General features: G+C 71.4%; 16 protein-coding genes. 2 read left to right on the top strand and 14 right to left on the bottom strand.

The window, feature by feature from the left end:
* Window positions 1–18 precede the first annotated feature (18 nt).
* The 6 genes from ftsZ to ftsW form a co-directional block, all read right to left on the bottom strand.
* Window positions 19–1359: a cell division protein FtsZ gene (ftsZ, locus tag ABTZ99_RS01700; protein WP_499607344.1), complete on the bottom strand. Its 1341-nt coding sequence runs from the start codon at window positions 1357–1359 to the stop codon at window positions 19–21.
* Window positions 1360–1568: 209 nt separating this feature from the next.
* Window positions 1569–2081, bottom strand: a complete 513-nt coding sequence (locus ABTZ99_RS01695) for a DinB family protein (protein ID WP_499607341.1) — start codon at window positions 2079–2081, stop codon at window positions 1569–1571.
* 111 nt (window positions 2082–2192) lie between these two features.
* Entirely contained in the window at window positions 2193–2954 is a 762-nt protein-coding gene (locus tag ABTZ99_RS01690; protein WP_499607338.1) for a cell division protein FtsQ/DivIB, read from the bottom strand.
* Window positions 2955–3017: 63 nt separating this feature from the next.
* Complete coding sequence (gene murC, locus ABTZ99_RS01685) at window positions 3018–4415, bottom strand: UDP-N-acetylmuramate--L-alanine ligase (protein ID WP_499607335.1); 1398 nt, start codon at window positions 4413–4415, stop codon at window positions 3018–3020.
* Window positions 4412–5515 carry an undecaprenyldiphospho-muramoylpentapeptide beta-N-acetylglucosaminyltransferase gene (gene murG, locus ABTZ99_RS01680; protein WP_498781751.1) on the bottom strand — a complete coding sequence of 368 codons (1104 nt, stop codon included), beginning with the start codon at window positions 5513–5515 and terminating at the stop codon, window positions 4412–4414. The genes murC and murG overlap by 4 nt, the downstream gene beginning before the upstream one ends.
* A 42-nt stretch (window positions 5516–5557) precedes the next feature.
* Complete coding sequence (gene ftsW / locus ABTZ99_RS01675; protein WP_498781752.1) at window positions 5558–7006, bottom strand: putative lipid II flippase FtsW; 1449 nt, start codon at window positions 7004–7006, stop codon at window positions 5558–5560.
* Between the two features lie 126 nt (window positions 7007–7132).
* Between ftsW and ABTZ99_RS01670 the strand changes: the two genes are divergently transcribed.
* Window positions 7133–7621, top strand: coding sequence for a hypothetical protein (locus tag ABTZ99_RS01670; RefSeq protein ID WP_498781753.1), 489 nt, complete (start codon window positions 7133–7135; stop codon window positions 7619–7621).
* Window positions 7622–7711: 90 nt separating this feature from the next.
* On the opposite strand, the gene ABTZ99_RS01665 is transcribed toward ABTZ99_RS01670, so the two are convergent.
* Window positions 7712–7945 carry a DUF397 domain-containing protein gene (locus ABTZ99_RS01665; protein ID WP_498781754.1) on the bottom strand — a complete coding sequence of 78 codons (234 nt, stop codon included), beginning with the start codon at window positions 7943–7945 and terminating at the stop codon, window positions 7712–7714.
* 19 nt (window positions 7946–7964) lie between these two features.
* Entirely contained in the window at window positions 7965–8810 is an 846-nt protein-coding gene (locus ABTZ99_RS01660) for a helix-turn-helix domain-containing protein (protein WP_499607330.1), read from the bottom strand.
* Window positions 8811–8913: 103 nt separating this feature from the next.
* Between ABTZ99_RS01660 and ABTZ99_RS01655 the strand changes: the two genes are divergently transcribed.
* Window positions 8914–9234, top strand: coding sequence for a hypothetical protein (locus ABTZ99_RS01655; protein WP_498781756.1), 321 nt, complete (start codon window positions 8914–8916; stop codon window positions 9232–9234).
* Here the strand turns inward: ABTZ99_RS01655 and murD are convergent.
* The 6 genes from murD to ABTZ99_RS01625 form a co-directional block, all read right to left on the bottom strand.
* The gene (murD, locus tag ABTZ99_RS01650) at window positions 9222–10586 is read right to left on the bottom strand and encodes a UDP-N-acetylmuramoyl-L-alanine--D-glutamate ligase (protein WP_499607327.1); all 1365 of its coding nucleotides are present in this window, start codon (window positions 10584–10586) and stop codon (window positions 9222–9224) included. The two genes, ABTZ99_RS01655 and murD, sit on opposite strands and share 13 nt — an antisense overlap.
* 2 nt (window positions 10587–10588) lie before the next feature.
* Entirely contained in the window at window positions 10589–11677 is a 1089-nt protein-coding gene (gene mraY / locus ABTZ99_RS01645) for a phospho-N-acetylmuramoyl-pentapeptide-transferase (protein ID WP_230570221.1), read from the bottom strand.
* The gene (locus tag ABTZ99_RS01640) at window positions 11674–13134 is read right to left on the bottom strand and encodes a UDP-N-acetylmuramoyl-tripeptide--D-alanyl-D-alanine ligase (RefSeq protein WP_499607324.1); all 1461 of its coding nucleotides are present in this window, start codon (window positions 13132–13134) and stop codon (window positions 11674–11676) included. The genes mraY and ABTZ99_RS01640 overlap by 4 nt, the downstream gene beginning before the upstream one ends.
* Entirely contained in the window at window positions 13131–14660 is a 1530-nt protein-coding gene (locus tag ABTZ99_RS01635; protein WP_499607321.1) for a UDP-N-acetylmuramoyl-L-alanyl-D-glutamate--2,6-diaminopimelate ligase, read from the bottom strand. Before ABTZ99_RS01635 ends, ABTZ99_RS01640 begins: the two co-directional genes overlap by 4 nt.
* 147 nt (window positions 14661–14807) lie before the next feature.
* Window positions 14808–15281 carry a hypothetical protein gene (locus ABTZ99_RS01630; protein WP_499607318.1) on the bottom strand — a complete coding sequence of 158 codons (474 nt, stop codon included), beginning with the start codon at window positions 15279–15281 and terminating at the stop codon, window positions 14808–14810.
* 57 nt (window positions 15282–15338) lie between these two features.
* Window positions 15339–17222, bottom strand: a complete 1884-nt coding sequence (locus tag ABTZ99_RS01625; RefSeq protein ID WP_498781761.1) for a peptidoglycan D,D-transpeptidase FtsI family protein — start codon at window positions 17220–17222, stop codon at window positions 15339–15341.
* Window positions 17223–17244: the final 22 nt, after the last annotated feature.

Here is a 17244-nt window from a genome sequence, read left to right as displayed (position 1 = left end):
GGTGTTCGACTCGCGGGGTCAGCGACGCATGAACGGCGGCACGTCGACCTCGTCGTCGGGGTCGTCCGTCACCGGCACGGCCCGGCTCGGCAACGACCCGCTGGTGCTCCCCGGCACGCCCGGCGACAGCGACCTCGGCATGGTCGGCTGCGGCGCGGCGTACGGGGACTGGCCGTTGCCCTGGCCGGACTGCGGCTGCTGCGGCACGGTCGGCCGCGGCGGCACCGGCTGCTCCACCTGCTGCACGGGCTGCGGCTGCGGCTGGTGCTGGTGCACGGGCGGCGGTTGCTGGACCTGCGGCACCGGCTGCGGCTGCGGGTTGTGGTTCACCTGACCCGCGGCGGCCGAGGCCACGGGCGTGCCACGCGGCGGGCTGGACAGAGCCTGCGGCTCCAGCTTCTTGTGCGTCGGCCCGCCACTGTCAAAACCCGCCGCGATCACCGTCACCCGGACCTCGTCACCGAGCGAGTCGTCGATGACCGTGCCGAAGATGATGTTCGCGTCGGGGTGCGCGGCTTCCTGCACCAGCGAAGCCGACTCGTTGATCTCGAACAGCCCGAGGTCGCTGCCACCGGCGATCGAGAGCAGCACGCCGTGCGCGCCCTCCATCGAGGCTTCCAGCAACGGCGAGTTGATCGCCTTCTGGGCGGCTTGGACCGCTCGGCCCTCGCCTCGGGCCGAGCCGATGCCCATCAACGCGCTGCCCGCGCCGGACATGACCGACTTGACGTCGGCGAAGTCCAGGTTGATCAGACCGGGCGTGGTGATCAGGTCGGTGATGCCCTGGACACCGGACAGCAGCACCTCGTCCGCGGAGCGGAACGCGTCCATCAGCGAGACGCCGATGTCGCCGAGCTGCAGCAGCCGGTCGTTCGGGATCACGATGAGGGTGTCGCACTCGTTGCGCAGGGCCTGGATGCCTTCCTCGGCCTGCTTGGCGCGGCGCTTGCCCTCGAACGAGAACGGTCGCGTGACCACACCGATGGTCAGCGCGCCGAGCTTGCGGGCGATCGAGGCGACCACGGGCGCGCCACCGGTGCCCGTGCCACCGCCCTCGCCGGCGGTCACGAACACCATGTCCGCGCCCTTGAGGACTTCCTCGATCTCCTCGCGGTGGTCTTCGGCGGCCTTGTGGCCGACTTCGGGGTTGGCGCCTGCACCGAGGCCGCGGGTGAGTTCGCGGCCGATGTCGAGCTTCACGTCGGCATCCGACATGAGCAGCGCCTGGGCGTCGGTGTTCACCGCGATGAACTCGACGCCCTTGAGCCCGACCTCGATCATGCGGTTGACGGCGTTGACACCGCCACCGCCGATGCCGACGACCTTTATCACCGCGAGGTAGTTGTGCGGGGGCGTCATCGGTCCGCCTTCCTGATCGTGTCCGTGCTCATGTGCTGGAGTGGATGACCACCGGTGTCACAGCCCGGACGGATCTCCACCCGGATTGAAACTCTCAACCAGAGGTTCAGAGTTATGTCAACCCCGTATGTTCCTGCTGGACGTTATGCATCGCGAATGCCTCGGTCCAGCAGCCACGCCGTGTTGTGTCCTGACCGGGTGAGCGGTCTCTACTCGCCGGTCACCCCGTCGAGCAGTTCCCGCACCACGTCCAGGTGCCCCGCGTGCCGACCCGTTTCCTCGATCATGTGGATCAGCACCCAGCGCACCGAAAGCCGCTTGTCGCCGCGGAACGCCACCTCGTGGTCGAGGTCGAGGCCCGCGACGAGTTCCCGACTCGCCGTGCACTGCTCAGCGTAGTCGGCGATCAATCCCGAGATCGTCTCGCCCGGCTCGACGCGCCAATCGGCGTCCGGGTCCTCGCGGGTGTAGGGGGCGCGCGAAGGCCGGCCGGCCAGCGCCACCTCGAACCAGTAGTGCTCGACCCACCGCAGGTGCTTGACGATGCCCGCGGCCGTGTTGAGCTGCGACGGGAGCACCGATCGCGCGGCGTCGTCGTCGGACAGCCCGGCGCACTTGAACTCGATCGTCCCGCGCAGGAAGTCGAGGAAACCCGACAGCAGGGCGCGTTCGTCGCCGGTGTACGGGAGTTCGATCCGGTTGTCCACCGGCGTCTGCGTCATACCGGAAGTATCACCGCGCGACCACGCCCGGACGATCGACTTTCCCGGATACCTCGTGTGGCGGGTTTCACCACGTCACCGGGTTTACCGGCCCCCTTCACGGGACCGGGTTCACGACACCGTGGGCAGTTCGGGGCTGGACACGTCGAACACGGTGCCTTTGCGGGTCATCAGCACGTCGAGCACGGCGGCCTTGCGGACGGTGTCGGCGGACGAGCCCCAGCGGGCCTCACGGCTGCCGCTCAGCATGAGCCGGATGTCCGAAGGCGAGTCCGCGGTGACGCCGAGCACGTCCTCCCGCAACGCCCCGGGCACCTGCGTGAGCACGGACACCGCCGCGGCGACCGCGTCCGCGGACACCTTCAGCTCCGGCAGGCCGGCGGGCGGCTGCACGACGGTCGCGTAGTCCTTGCCGGTCACGTCGACCAGGTGCGCGCCGTCGGGCGCGATGATCACCGCGACCGGTTCCCGCTCGTCCACGGTGAGCCGCACGGTGCCAGGCACGACCCGCTCGACCTCGACGCCGGCCACGCGCGGCAGTTCCCGGACCCGGGCGGCGACCGCGTCGACGTCCAGCCGCACCAGGGGCGTGCCCGGCTCGATCGCGGCGGCCGTGCGGACCTCGTCGCCGGTCAGGTTGGCCACGCCGCGCACCTCGACCTCGCGGACGCCGAGCGCGGGCGTGAACCAGACCGTGCAGACGACGACGGTCACCACGAGCATCGCGAGGATCGCGCCGACGCGGCGGCGGACCACCTTGCGCCGGTACAGCTCGGCCCGCGTCGGACGTCGGGTGGGACGACGGCGCGCCGGCGGCCGGGAACCCGGGCCGGAGGAAGCGCCCGGACGACGACGCGCCGCCTGTGTGCTCATGTCACGCCTCGCCCGCGCCCGACGACGGGACCGGGGCGCCGGGCGCCGCGCTCGCGAGCCCGCTCATGCCCGGTCCAGCTCGCCGACGATCTCGGGCCCGAGCATGGTCACGTCGCCCGCGCCCATGGTCACCACCAGGTCGCCCTCGCCGACCATGCTCGCGACCAGCGCGGGCACCCGGTCGAACGACGGCTCGTAGACCACCTTGCCGACGTCGAGCGGCACCAGGCCCGAGACCAGCGCGCCGGTGACGCCGGGCTCCGGCTCCTCCCGCGCGCCGTAGACGTCGAGCACCACGACGCCGTCTGCGGTGCCGAGCGCGGCGGCGAACTCCTCGGCGAACAGCCGCGTCCGCGAGTACAGGTGCGGCTGGAACACCACGACCAGCTTGCCGTCACCCGCGACCGGCCGGGCGGCGGCGATCTGGGCGGCGACCTCGGTGGGGTGGTGGGCGTAGTCGTCGTAGACCCGCACCCCCCTGGCCTGGCCCTTGAACTCGAACCGCCGCCGGACGCCGCCGAACGCGGCCAGCCCGATCAGCACGCCCTGGCGGTCCGCGCCCAGCTCCAGCGCGGCGATCAGGGCGGCGATGGCGTTGCCCGCCATGTGCTCGCCCGGCACGGCCACGTGCACGTCCACGACCTCGCCGTCCAGCTCGACCCTGGCGACGCCGCCGGAGTCGGCGGGCCGGTAGTCGAGCATGCGGACCGAGCCGTCGCCGGTGGCCGTGCGGCCGTAGGTGCGGACCCGGATGCCGAGCTTGGCGGCCCGTTCGGCCAGCGCCGCCGAGCCCGGGTCGTCCGCGCACGCGATCAGCACGCCGTCGGGCGTGATGCGCTCCAGGAACGAGTCGAACACCGCCACGTACGCCTCGACGGTGCCGTGGTGGTCGAGGTGGTCGGCCTCGACGTTGGTCACGACCGCGACCGACGGCGAGAAGTAGAGGAACGAGCCGTCGCTCTCGTCGGCCTCGGCGACGAACACGCCGCCGGCGCCCTGGTGCGCGTTCGCGCCGGACTCGTTGAGGTCGCCGCCGATCGCGAACGACGGGTCCATCCGGCAGTGCTGCAGCGCGACCGTGAGCATGGACGTGGTCGACGTCTTGCCGTGCGTGCCGGCGACGCACGCCACCCGGTGGTCGAGCATCAACGCGGCCAGCGCCTCGGCCCGCCGCAGCACGACCGTGCCGCGGGCGCGTGCTTCCACCAGCTCCGGGTTGTCCTCGCGGATCGCGGTGGACACCACGACCGCCGTGGGGCCGTCGGGCAGCTGGTCGAGGTTCGCGCCGGCGTGGCCGACCGCGATCGCCGCGCCCTGCGCGCGCAGCGCGAGCACGGTGCGCGAGTCCTTGGCGTCCGAGCCGGACACCTGGGCCCCGCGGGCGAGGAGGATCCGGGCGATGCCGCTCATGCCCGCCCCGCCGATGCCGACGAGGTGCACGCGGTCCAGGACGTCGCTCACTTCTTGACCACCTCGAGCACCATGCGGGCCAGCACCTCGTCCGCCTCGCGGTGACCGGTGCTCAGCGTGGCCGCGGTCATCGCGGCCAGCCGGTTGCGGTCGGACACCAGGGGGACCACGTTCGCCGTGATCCAGTCCGGCGTCAGCTGCTCGTCGGGCACCAGCAGGCCGCCGCCGGCGGCCACGACCGCGCTCGCGTTGAGCGACTGCTCGCCGTTGCCGATCGGCAGGGGCACGAACACCGCGGGCAGGCCCACGGCGGACACCTCGGCCACCGTCATCGCACCGGACCGGCACAGCACCGCGTCCGCCGCCGCGTAGGCGAGGTCCATCCGGTCCAGGTACGGCACCGGCACGTACGGCGGCGCGCCCGGCACCGACTGCACCGCGACGGTGTTCTTGGGGCCGTGCGCGTGCAGCACCCCGATACCGGCCTGGGCGAACGCCGACGCGGCGCCGGACACCGCGTTGTTGATCGACCGGGCGCCCTGCGAGCCGCCGAACACCAGCAGCGTGGGCGCGGTCGGGTGCAGGCCGAAGTGGGCGCGGGCCTGCTGCCGCAGCTCGGCGCGCTTGAGCGAGGTGATCGAGTAGCGCAGGGGGATGCCGATGATCTCGGCGTCGGTCAGGCCCGAGTCGGGCACGGCGGCGGCGACCCGTTCGGCGAACTTCGCACCGACCTTGTTGGCCAGGCCCGCCTTGGCGTTGGCCTCGTGCACCACGATCGGCACCCGGCCGCGCGCGGCGAGGTAGGCGGGCAGCGCGACGTAGCCGCCGAAGCCCACCACGACGTCGGCGCGGACCCGTTCGAGCACCTCACGGGTGTGCTTCACGGCGCCGCGCACCCGCAGGGGCAGCTTGAGCAGGTCGGGCGTCGGCTTGCGCGGCATCGGCACCGGCGGGATCAGCTCCAGCGGGTAGCCGCGGGCCGGCACGAGTCTGTTCTCCAGACCGCGCTCTGTGCCGAGCGCGACGACCCGCGCGTCGGGCCGAAGCCGCATGACCGCGTCGGCCAGGGCCAGGGCTGGCTCGATGTGCCCGGCGGTGCCGCCTCCGGCGACCACCACGCACGGTCCGGCCTGCTGGGGAACCCCGGTCACGCATTTCCTCCTCGCGTCGGTGTACCGCTGTGTCCGGTACCGCTAACGCCCGTCACGCCGCCTGGACCGCGCGTCCCGGTCCTGGCCGGCCTTTCGGGATTCGCGACGACGGTACTCCGACGGCGGAGCGTGACGACCGGCCATCCTCCGCTCGTCGACGGGAGGCGGCGCGGCCTTGCGGCCGCGGGGAGGCGGCGACGGCCGCACCGGGCGCCGCTTCGGCGGCGGCTTGTAGACCACGGGCGCGGGCAGCTTCAGCACCCCGCCGACCCGGCCGGGGCCCAACGACCGCAACGCCGAGACCGCGTCCGGCTCGTGACGTGCGCAGTTGGCGAGGATGCCGAACACGAACATCGTCGTGACGACCGACGTGCCGCCGGAGGAGATCATCGGCAGGGTGATGCCGGTGACCGGCAGCAGCTGCACGACGTAGCCGATGTTGATCGCGGCCTGCGCGACCAGCCACACCGTGAGCGTCGCGGACACCATGCGGATCCACGGGTCGGTGTTGCGCGCCGCGATCCGCAGGCCTACCACCGCGAGCAGGACGAACAGGCCGAGCACCAGCACGCAGCCGATGAAGCCCAGCTCCTCGCCGATCACGGCGAAGATGAAGTCGCTGTGCACGTTCGGCAGGTAGCGCCACTTCGAGCTGCCGTTGGTGAGGCCCTTGCCGAAGAACCCGCCCTCCGCCAGGGCGTAGAGCGCCTGCAACGCCTGGAGCCCGTCGCCCTGCGGGTCGGCGGCGGGGTTCAGGAAGGTCTGCACGCGCTTGAACCGGTAGTCCGAGCCGAGCGCGAGCACCAACGCGCCCGTCACCGCGCCGATCGCGATGATCCCGAAGATCCGCATGGGCGCGCCCACGAACCAGAGCAGGCTCATCAGCACGACACCCAGCGTGATCGTGCCGCCGAGGTCGGGTTGCAGCATCACCAGCGCGAACACCAGCATCGCCACGGGGACGACCGGGACCAGCAGGTGCCGGTACTGGTCGAGGAGGGCGCGCTTGGTCACCAGGACGTGCGCGCCCCAGAGCGCGAGGGCGAGCTTCGCGGGTTCGATGGGTTGGAACGAGACGGGTCCGATGGTGAACCACGACTGCGCGCCGCCCAGGACCGAGCCGAGCGGGGTCAGCACGAGGACGAGCAGGATGACGCAGACGAGCATCGCCATCGTGCTGCCGTGCCGGATCGTGCGCAGCGGGATGCGCAGGACGATCAGGAAGACGATCGCGCCGACGCCCACGTACAGCAGTTGCTTCTTGAAGACGCTGTAGGCCGACGCGCCCTCCGCGACCTCGCCCGGCGCGGACGCGGACAGCACCATGATCAGCCCGAGCACGGTGAGCATGCCGAAGATCGCGAGCAGCAGGTGGAAGTCCGCCAGCGGACGGCCGAGCCAAGCGGTCAACGACGTCCGCACCGCGACCACGCGCTTGCGCTGCGCTCTGGGCGGTCGCTCCCCCACCGGCTTCCGGTCCACCGCAGTCATGCGCCCATCGTCTCCCGCGCGGCCCGGCGAACGCCGCCAATCGGCCGCGTGTCGCGCGACGCGACCGCGATCACTGCCCGGTGACCCGGATGGCACCTCCCGCGAGTTTCAAAGTACTTTGCAACTATGGGCATCTCGGCGTCCGAGATCAACTTCAGCGACCTGTCGAACAAGCCGGCCGACTCGGTCCGCAAGCTCCAGGAGTCGCCGAGCCGGACGCTGCTCGTGCACCGGCGCGGCGACGAGGAAGACCTGGTGCTCACCACCGTGAGCAGAGCCGAGGAGGTGCGCGAGGTCATCTCGACCACGACCGCCCTCTTCGTGGCTCTTGTGCAGCACAGCGAAAGCGTCCGGGACCTGGTGACCGACGTGATGCCCAAGGCGTTCCCGTGGGTTCGGTTCCTGCCGCGCGAGGACATGCGGGCGTTCGTCGTGGAACTCGTGGAGACGTTGGAGGCCGCCGACTCCCTGGGCACGCCGGCCCCGGTCACGCAGCTCATCAGCGAGTGGCAGCACACAGCCGAGGTCCACGCCGATCCACGGCTCCTCGCGATCCTTCAGCAGGACGGCGAGGACCCGGGTGACGTCCCCGAACCGGGAGCGACCACCGCGTGAGCCCGAAGAAGGGCGACCCGGTCGCACCACCGCCGTGGGCGCGGAGTGGCGCGTTCGCCACTGCACCACCCACCGACTAGACCCTGAACGCTAGACGTTGTCCCGCTTGACACCGGCCAGGAAGATCGCCATGGCCCGGCCGCCGAACGTCAAGGCCGGGCCGGCGGTGTTCTTGCTGTCCCGAACCCGGAACGCGTCAGCCGAAACCGCCACCTCGACGCAGGCACCGGTGCCGTTGCTGCGGCTGCTCTTACGCCACACGGCCACCTCGACGCAGGCACCGCCGCCGTTGCTACGGGTGCTCTTCCGCCACTCCGACCACATCGCGTTCCCCCTCGGCGAGCTAAAGATCTTCGATCACCCTCCTGATCAGCGCGACCGACTCGTGTGGGTCGAGCGCCGCAGCTCGCAGGTGATCCAACACCAGGCTATACCGCTCGACCTCGGCCTCTTCATCCAAATAGAGGCCGCCGGTCAGGTTCTCGATGTAGACCACACTCGGGAAGTCCTCGAACTTCAACAGGTGGAACGCGGTGCCCATGGCCATGTGCTGGCCCTTGCCGAAAGGCAACACCTGGAGTGTCACATTGGGCCGCTCGACCACCTTCGACAGGTGGTTCAGCTGTTCCAGATGCACCTCGCGGCCGCCGACCGCCCGGCGCAGCGCTGCCTCGTCGACAATCGCCCACACCGACAGCGACCCGTCTTCCACTCGGCGCTGCCGGGTCTGGCGCAGCTCAGCGCGCTTGTTGATGACTTCGTCCGTCGCATCGGGTGCGTAGGCGCGCATCGACCACCACGAGTAGGCCGGGGTTTGGAACAGGCCTGGGATGAGGTCGATCTCGAAGATGTTGACCGCCGTGGCTTCGGACTCCAGGACCACGTACTCGGAGAACCAGTCGAACAGGACATCGCCGTACACGTGCCACCAGCCGCGCTTCTTGGCGACCTTCGCCAACCGCAGCAACCAGGCCGTCTTCTCGGGTGTGGCCCCGTAGAGTTCCGCGAGCGCCCGGGTGTCTACTATGGACACACCGGTGTACGCCGACTCGATGCGACTGATCTTCGACTTCGAGTAGCCCAGGTTCTCGACCACGTCGTCGAAGTCGAGCCCTGCCTCCTCGCGGAGTTGGGTCAGCGCGCTCGCCAGGACGCGCCGCCGGACTCCAGGGCCTTGGTTCTGCGGCATGGTGCGACATTAGCGGGAAACAGGGCCACTGATCGGGTGAACTTCTGCCGATACGCACATTGCCGTGTTGCATCGAAAGCCGCTGAAGTGCACCTTTGGGCGCATGATCTCCGATGCGCTCGCCCGCGCCTTCCACCTGCTCGACCAGGACATGCTCGGCTACCTGGACGCCGTCGAACTGCTGACCAACGAGCACGAAACCGACGACGACACGGTCCGCGCCATCGCACGCACGGAAGTCCCGCGCCTGGTCGCGGCCCTGCGCGGCACGCTCGGCAACCACCAGGCCGACGCCTTCGGGCTGTGCCTGGGCTGCGCGCCGACCTGGCTCGACGGCCGGTTCACGCGCACGCCGTGGCCGTGCCCGGTGGTCGACGCCGCCCACACCTACCTGAAAGACCCGGACAGCATCTACCCGCGCTGACCGACCAGCCCCACCACCGCGTCGGCGAACGCGTGCCCGCGATGGGCGTAGTCGGTGAACATGTCCATCGACGCGGCGGCCGGGGCGAGCACCACGGCGTCCCCGGGCTTCGCCATCGCACGGGCCTCGTGCACGGCGTCGGCCATGGAGCCCTCGTCCAGCACCACCACCGGCACCGACGGCGCGTGCCGGGCCAGCGCCGAAGCGATCACCTCGCGGTCCGCGCCGATCAGCACCGCCCCGCGCAACCGATGACCTTCATCCCGCACCAGCTCGTCCACCGACGCACCCTTGAGCAGCCCACCCGCCAACCACACGACGCTCTCGTGCGACCGCAACGACGCCGCCGCCGCGTGGGGGTTCGTGGCCTTCGAGTCGTTGACGTACGAAACCCCGTCCACCGTCGCCACGAGCACGGCCCGGTGCGCCCCCGGCGTGAAGTCGCGCAGGCCCTGGGCCACCGCCGCCGCCGACACGCCGTGCGCACGGGCCAGCGCCGCCGCCGCCAGGGCGTCGGCGATCCCGGGAGGCCCACCGGGGTGGACGTCGGCGACCGGCAGCAACACCTCGTCGGCAGGCCCGAACGCCCGGTCGACCAACTGCCCGTCGTGGACGCCGAGCTGGCCTTCCTCCGGCGAGGAGAGCGTGAACCCGACGTGCGCGGCGGCCGGCGACGAGGCCAGCAGCCGCGCCACCACGGGGTCGTCCACCCCGCCGACGGCGACCTCACCGGTCAGGACACCGGCCTTCGCCTCCGCGTACGCCTCGAACGTGCCGTGCCAGTCGAGGTGGTCCTCGGCCAGGTTCAGCAGCACCCCGGCGAACGGCCGCACGGACGGCGACCAGTGCAGCTGGAAGCTCGACAGCTCCACCGCCAGCACCCGGCGCCCGGCCAGCAGGGCGTCCACCACGGGCAGGCCCACGTTGCCGCACGCCACCGCGTCGATCCCGGCCGCGCGCAGGATCGACTCCAGCATCCCGACGGTCGTGGTCTTGCCGTTCGTCCCCGTCACGGCCAGCCACGTCGGCGGGTCGGCCAGCTCCAGCCCCATCCGCCAGGCCAGCTCGACCTCGCCGATCACCTCGATGCCCGCCGACGTCGCCGCCTCCAGCAGCGGGCTGGACGGACGCCACCCCGGGCTGGTCACGACCAGGTCCGTCCCCGAGGGCGGCTCGACCAGGCCGGGCGTCAGCGTCACGCCGGGCAGCAGCTGTTCCAGCGCGGCGAGGCGGTCGGCCGAACCGTCGGTGACGGTGACGACCGCGTCCGCCGCCAGCAACGCCTCCGCCGCCGACCGGCCGGTCACCCCGGCGCCGGCCACGAGGACGTGACGACCTGCGAGGAATCCCATCGTCAGCTCTCGACCGCGGTCAGCCACTCGCTGTAGAACAGGCCGAGCCCGAGCATGCAGCACATGCCCGCGAGCAGCCAGAACCTGATGATCACCGTGGTTTCCGCCCACCCGGCGAGTTCGAAGTGGTGGTGGAACGGCGCCATGCGGAACAACCGCCGTCGTGACGTCCGGAAGACCGCGACCTGCAGGACCACCGACAGCGCCTCGACCACGAACAGACCGCCGATGACGACCATCAGCAGCTCGGTGCGCGTGGCGATGGACAGGCCGGCGACCAGACCGCCCAGCGCGAGCGAGCCCGTGTCACCCATGAAGATCTTGGCCGGCGCGGCGTTCCACCACAGGAAGCCGATGCAGCCGGCCATCGCGGCGGCGGCCACCAGCGCGAGGTCCAGCGGGTCGCGCACGTCGTAGCAGCCGGCCACGAGCAGGTTCGAGCAGTTGTAGCGGAACTGCCAGAAGCTGATCACCACGTAGGTGCCGAGCACCATCGCGGACGTGCCGCCGGCCAGGCCGTCGAGGCCGTCGGTCAGGTTCACCGCGTTGGACCAGGCGCTGATCGCGGCGTAGCAGAACACCACGAACCCGACCACGCCGAACGACACCACGGCGATGTCGCGCACGAACGACAGGTTCACCGAGGCGGGCGTCATCCCGTCCTTGTTCGGGAACTGGATGACCAGCACGGCGAAGATGATCGTGGCCACGAACTGGCCGACCAGCTTCGCGGTCTTGTTCAGGCCCAGGTTGCGCTGCTTGCGGATCTTGATGAAGTCGTCCAGGAAGCCGACGACGCCCAGCGACGTGGTCAGCATCAGCACCAGCAGGCCGGACGCGCTCGGCGTCTGGTCCTGCGCGGACGCCGACATCGAGTTCACCAGGTGCGAGCCGAGGTAGCCCGCCCACATCGCGACCAGGATGGCGACGCCGCCCATGGTGGGCGTGCCGCGCTTGGTCTTGTGGCTCTGCGGTCCCTCTTCACGGATCTCCTGGCCGAAACCCTGCCGGGAGAAAATCTTGATCAGGTACGGCGTCAGCATGATCGACGTGATCAGGGCGATGGCCGCCGCGATCAGGATGCTCTTCACTTGCTGACCGCCTCCAGGAGAGCCTCGGCAACCCGCCACAGGCCGTATGAGTTGGATGCCTTCACCAGGACGACGTCACCCGGCCGCACCTGGTCGCGCAGCAGCTCGACGGCCGCCGTCACGTCGGGCACCAGAATCGCTTCTTCGCCCCAAGATCCTTCCAGGTGCGCCCCCTGGTGCATCGCGCGGGCGTCCTGACCGACCACGACCAGCTTGTTGATGTCCAAGCGGACCGCGAGCCGGCCGATCTCGTCGTGCGCGCGGATCGAGTCCGCGCCCAGTTCGGCCATCGGGCCCAGCACCGCCCAGCTGCGGCGGGCGGGCGTGGCGGACCGGGAGATGGTGGCGAGCGACTTCAGCGCCGCGCGCACCGACTCCGGGTTGGCGTTGTACGCATCGTTGATGACGGTCACACCGTCAGGACGTTCGGAGACCGCCATGCGATGCGCGGACACCCGTTCGGCCGAGCCCAGGCTCCGCGCGATCTGGTCCGGGGTCGCGCCGAGTTCGAGCGCGATGGCGGCGGCGGTGAGGGCGTTGCCGACCTGGTGCGGCCCGTGGACGGCCAGTCGGACGTCCGCCTCGCCCTCCGGGGTGACCAGGGTGAACCGCGCGCGGGCCTGCTCGTCCAGCTCGATGTCCTTGGCGCGGACCTGCGCGGACGGGTTCTCGCCGACGAAGACGACCTTGGCCTTGGTGCGGCCGGCCATCCCCGCGACGAGGGGGTCGTCGGCGTTGAGGACCGCGATGCCGTCCTCGGGCAGGGCCTCGACCAGCTCGCCCTTGGCCTTGGCGATGTTCTGCCGCGAGCCGAACTCGCCGACGTGCGCGCTGCCGACGTTCAGGACCGCGCCGACGCGGGGCACGGCGACCTGGCACAGCTCGGCGATGTGGCCGATGCCCCGGGCGCTGAGCTCGAGGACCAGGAACCGGGTGTCCTCGTCGACGCGCAACGCCGTCCAGGGGTGGCCCAGCTCGTTGTTGAACGACCCCGGCGGCGCGATCGTCGGACCCAGCGGCGCGAGGACCTGGGCGATGAGGTCTTTGGTGGACGTCTTGCCGGACGACCCCGTCACGCCGACGACGGTCAGGTGCTCCAGCCGGTCCGTGACGTGCCGGGCGAGCTTGGCCAGCGCCTTCAGCACGGCCGCGCCCGCGCCGTCGGTGTCGCCGGACAGCACGTAGGCGTTGCCCTCGGTCCGGTCGACGGGTGGCGCGATGACGGCGGGCGCGTCGACCTCCCGGCCCGCCAGCACGCCGACCGCGCCCCGCGCCACGGCCTGGGCGGCGAAGTCGTGGCCGTCGACCCGTTCGCCGGGCAGCGCCAGGAACAGGCCGCCGGGCGTGACCTCGCGGGTGTCGAACTCGACGCTGCCGGTGACCACCTCGGCCCCGGTGGCCTGGTGGAGCTTGCCGCCGACGACCTCGGCGATCTCGGCGAGGCTGAGCTGGATCACCGGGTGGCTCCTCTGATCGCGCCGGTCAGTGCGTCCACGTCGGAGAACGGCTGCACGACGTCCGCGATCTCCTGGCCGGTCTCGTGGCCCTTGCCCGCGACCACGACGACGTCGCCGGTGCGCGCCAGGGAGACGGCGTGCTCGATGGCGCGGCCGCGGTCGCCGATCTCCACGACCTCGCCGCGCTCGTCCTCCGGCACGGCCAGCGCGCCGTGCAGCATCGCGGCGCGGATCCGCGCCGGGTCCTCCGTGCGCGGGTTGTCGTCGGTGACGATCAGGACGTCGCTGCGCCGTGCCGCCTCCTCGCCCATGAGGGGGCGCTTGGCCGTGTCGCGGTCGCCGCCGCAGCCCAGGACCGTGATGACGCGGCCGGTGGCGCGGGCGCGGACCGCGTCGAGCGCGAGGGCGACGGCGGCCGGCTTGTGCGAGTAGTCCACGACGGCGGTGAAGTCCTGGCCCTCGTCGACGCGCTGCATCCGGCCGGGCACCTGGACGTTCTTGAGGCCCTCGCGGACGGCTTCGAGCGGGATGCCCCGGACGTGCAGGCAGGCGATGGCCAGCAGGGCGTTGGCGACGTTGAAGTCGCCGGGGAGGCTGAGCTCGACGTCGAGCGCGACGCCGTCCGGGCCGTGCGCGGTGAACGCCTGCTCGCCCGTGGCGGACACGGTGACGTCGGTGGCCGTCCAGTCGGCGGGCTTCGTGGTCGCGACCGTGACGGTGGCGTCCTTGACCAGGCGCGGGCCCCACTCGCCGTCCACGCAGACCACCTCGGCCCTGGCCCGGCCGTCGAACAGCTCGGCCTTGGTCCGGAAGTAGTCCTCCATGTCCGGGTGGAAGTCCAGGTGGTCCTGGGAGAGGTTGGTGAACGCGCCGACCGCGAACCCCACGCCGCCGACCCGGCCGAGGCGCAGCGCGTGGCTGGAGACCTCCATGACGACGTCCGTGGTGCCGCACTCGGCCATCGCGGCCAGCAGGGCTTGCAGGTCGGGCGCCTCGGGGGTGGTCAGGGCGCTGTCGAGCCGGGCGCCCGCGACGCGCGTCTCGACCGTGCCGATGAGCCCGGTGGCGCGACCGGCCGCGACCAGGGCCGACTCGATCATGTAGCTGGTGGTGGTCTTGCCGGAGGTGCCCGTCACGCCCCACACGGCGAGCTTGGTGGACGGCTCGCCGTAGACGCCGGAGGCCAGCAGCCCGAGGACCGCGCGGGGGTCCGGGTGCACCAGCACGGGCACGCCGTGGACCTTCGCCGCGCCTTCCTCGTCGGTCAGCACGGCCACCGCGCCGTGCTCCACGGCTTGGGCGGCGAAGTCGGCGCCGTGCACCCGCGTGCCCGGCAACGCGGCGAACAGGTCGCCGGGTCGCACGTGCTGGGCACGCAACGTCACGCCGCTGACCTGGACGTGCGCCCGGTCCGGGGCGGTCAGGTGGGCGTCGATGGTCGTGGCGAGCTCGGACACGGCAACGGGCTGGGTGCGGGAAGGGCGAGGCGGAGCGGTCGCGACCTTGCCCTCGAGCTTGGCAGGCACGCGCGGAAGGCTACCGGCGCACGGAGAGTGTTCGGCCGGCACGTCCACTCCGGACCGGTTTTCCCGTCCCACCACCCCACTGAACCTGAATTGTTTTGCATATTGAGGGAGGTGAGGGCCGGTTGCCGTGCGGTGGGACGACGCGGATCAGCAGTCGCCCCGGTAAGCGACCGCGGTTTCGCGGGCGGCGGTCGTCGGCTCGTCGTTCAACACCGCGATCGCCTCCGCGGCGGGCACGCCCTCGGTCAGCTTGCGCTTCGCCTCGGCCGCCGCCAGGGCGACCGCGCTGAAGTGGTGGCCCATCTCGGGGTGGTCCGCGAGCAGCAAACCGTGCACCGCCATGCTGCTGACGTAGACGTTCACCGTCCGCCGCTCCTCCGGGGTCTCCCCGTCGGCCAGCGCGAACCTGGCCAGGTCGTACATCGGACCGGCGGCGGTGACGAACGCGTTCAGGTCCGAGCACACCTCGACGAGGGACTTGCCCGCGGTCGTCGACGGCGCCGGTGAGGACGAGACCGGTTCCGGCGGCGAAACGGCCACGTCACCGGAATCGGAACCGCACGCCACCAAGGCGACCATCGCGACGCCCGCCACCGCCACCAGCCGGCCGAGTTCTCCCATGCCGGGAACGGTAGGCGGCGGCGACCCGGCGGCACCGGCGTTGGCAGGAACCGGACGTCACCGCACCAGCGGCACGATCGGGCTCTGCTCGGCCGACATCGGGATCTGGTAGCGCTGCGCCAGGTACGACGCCACGTCGTGGAACAGCGGCGCGGCCGACTGGGGGTTGCCGGTCGGGTTGTCGAGCATGATGCCGACCACGAACCGGGGGTCCTCGGCGGGCAGCATGCCGGCGAACGTGATCCAGTACTGCGAACTGCTGTAACAGCCGCACTTCGGGTCGATCTGCTGCGCCGTGCCCGTCTTGCCGCTGATCTGGTACCCCGGCAGCGCGGCCGGCGTGCCCGTGCCGCTCTGCAGCGCCGAGTCCGACCCCGGCGCCTTCTGCACCACCGCGCGGAACATGTCGCGCACCGTCTTGGCCGTCTGCGGCGACACGACCCGCTCGGTCTCGGCCGGGCCGATCTCCTTGCGGCTGCCGTCGGCGGACACCTCGGCGCGCACGATCCGCGGCGCGATGCGCACGCCGTCGTTCGCGATCGCCTGGTACATCCCGGTCATCTGCAGCAACGTCATGTTCAGGCCCTGCCCGATCGGCAGGTTGCCGAACGTCGAGCCGGACCACTGCTTCAGCGGCGGCACGTACCCGGGCTCCTCGCCGGGCAGCCCGGACTGGGTCCGCTCGCCCAACCCGAACTTGCGCAGCATGTCCGAGTAGCGGTCCTGGCCGATCTTCTGCGCGGTCATCAGCGTGCCCACGTTGGACGACTTCGCGAACACGCCGGTGAACGTCATGTCCAGCGGGCCGTGGTCCCACCAGTCACCGATCACCCGGTCGGCGACCTCGATGCGGCCGTCCACCCGCAGCACGCTGTCCGGCTGGTAGATGCCGTCCTCGACGGCCGTCGCGGCGGTCACCACCTTGTTCACCGAACCCGGCTCGAACACCGAGGTGACCGCGACGTTGCGCTTCTGGTCGTCGGAGGCCTTGCCGAAGTCGTTCGGGTCGAACGTCTTGTCGTTGGCCATCGCCAGGATCTCGCCGGTCCGGCTGTCCAGCACCACCGCGGAACCGCTGCGCGCCGCCGTCCTGGTCGTGTAGTCGGTGACCATGCGCTGCAACGCGTACTGCGTGTCCAGGTCCAGCGTCAGCTCGAGGCTCTTGCCGGGGGTGGCGGCGGCCAGCTCCTGCGACCGGCCCGGTCCCGGGATGACCACGTCGTCGTTGCCCTGCATGGTGTCCACGACGCGCAGCCCGTTGCGACCGGCGAGCAGGTTGTCCTGCGCGATCTCCAGCCCCAGCAGGCCGTGCGTGGCGGGCGGCTCCGCGTCCTTGCGCCAGTTCGCCGCGCCGATGATGTTCGACGCCAGCTCGCCGTTCGGGTACACGCGCACGGCCCGCGCCTCGGAGCCGACGTTGTAGTACTTCTCCGTGATGATGGCGGCCTTGCCGGGGTCGACGTTGTCCACCAGCTCCACGTACGTGGTGTCCCGGGACAGCTTCGCGAGCATGGTGTCCCGGTCCGTCTTCTGCCCGGCGACCTCCTTGCCCAGCGTCTGCTCGATGAACGCGGCGATGTCGGCGATCCGGTCCTCGAAGCTGCCGATGTCCGGGTCGTCCTCCAGCGCCTTCGCCCACTCCTGGCGCATCCGCTGCGGCACGACGTAGAGAGCGCGCGCCTCGACGCTGAACGCCAGCTGGTTGCCGTTGCGGTCCAGGATCGAGCCGCGCGGCGCCAGGATGTCGATCTTCGTGGCGCGCTGCTGCTCGGCCTGCGCGGACAACGCCTCCGCCTGGAAGCCCTGCACCTGCACCAGCTTGAGGCCGGCCAGGAGCAGCGCGCCGACCAGCAGCAGCCGGCCCACGGCGAGGCGGACCCGGCTGTTGCCGCCGCGCCGCGCCCGGGGAGCGGGCCCGCGGACGGACAACGGGCGTCGCACGGGTCTGCCCCGGCTGGGCCCC

Origin of the sequence: Actinosynnema sp. NPDC002837, from assembly GCF_040295345.1 — a bacterium.
Lineage (GTDB): Bacteria > Actinomycetota > Actinomycetes > Mycobacteriales > Pseudonocardiaceae > Actinosynnema.
The sequence above is the reverse complement of the archived record's forward strand: the minus strand, read 5'-3'. Positions and strand labels throughout refer to the sequence as shown.